This window comes from Paraburkholderia ultramafica (genome assembly GCF_902859915.1).
GTDB lineage: Bacteria > Pseudomonadota > Gammaproteobacteria > Burkholderiales > Burkholderiaceae > Paraburkholderia > Paraburkholderia ultramafica.
On record NZ_CADIKK010000146.1, the window covers coordinates 1 to 1,004 of the forward strand.

Consider the following 1,004-nt stretch of genomic DNA (forward strand, 5'->3'; position numbering starts at 1 on the left):
ATACGCCGAAGCAGACCGTAGGAAACGCGCCAGTGTCCTTCGGAGTCTGTCACGGCAATCGAGGCTGTTTTCGAGTTCAGCCTGACGATGGTGCCAACCCGCTCGCTCAGGCGCACGACGCTGGGCGCCGCGCTCGTGATGACCGCACCGGCCACGCCTATGTTGTTCCAGGGACATGAGTTCCTGAGCGCGGGCGCATTCCGCGAAGACGAACCGCTCGACTGGTCGCGTTGCGACGCATATCCGGGACTCGTCGATCTGCACCGCGATCTGATTCGCCTCCGGCGCAACTGGTTCGATACGACGCGCGGCCTGCGCGGCGCGTGTGCTGCAGGCAGATGTCATGTTTGGTATCGGCCCAGTCGATGCCGACAAAAGCCTTGAACTGGTGGTTCGATAGAGGCGCCATGTGAACCTCCGCAAGTGATAAATTACCCGGTAGGGACATGCATGCTTGCGTTCAGCGAAGGCAATATAGCGAGCCGGTGCGACGGCGAACCCTGAGTATTCGTTATCGAGCGCAAGCGCACTCGTAGACTCGAAGCTAAAGCAGCGATCGTCCAGCGATTGGGTCGACTTATTCGTAGTCCACGGGTGCATGTCCCGCTTTCACTGGCAGCGAGCTGCCGTCCTACCAGTATCGCGATGAAAGCGGGACGGACTATCTATACAGGGTCGACACCGGAAGTTCGTCGTCGGATAGGTCTCTCAGCGCGAGAGCGCGACCCCGATGACAACTACCGACTTCGTTCGACCATGGTTTTAGATGGAGCCGTGTTCAAAACCCCTCGGTAACTATTTGATTTTATTAGGACGTGTCGGCCGATTTCTGAACCTGAGCCGATGCGAGAAAATGCTCGCAAATGAATGATTTTTTTGAGTTTTATTCGTTCGCTCGGCGACTTACATTTCGATACTCGCCGCCAGATTGTCATGTTGCGCGGTCAGCCGGTTCCGTTGTCCGGAACACAGTACCGGCTGGCGGCGCTGTTCTTTTCGAACAT

1 pseudogene is annotated in these 1,004 nt (G+C 57.1%); it reads left to right on the top strand.

From position 1 onward, the window contains the following. Positions 1–894 precede the first annotated feature (894 nt). Positions 895–1,004, top strand: a pseudogene (locus tag HV744_RS37935) (DNA-binding response regulator); the annotation flags it as partial.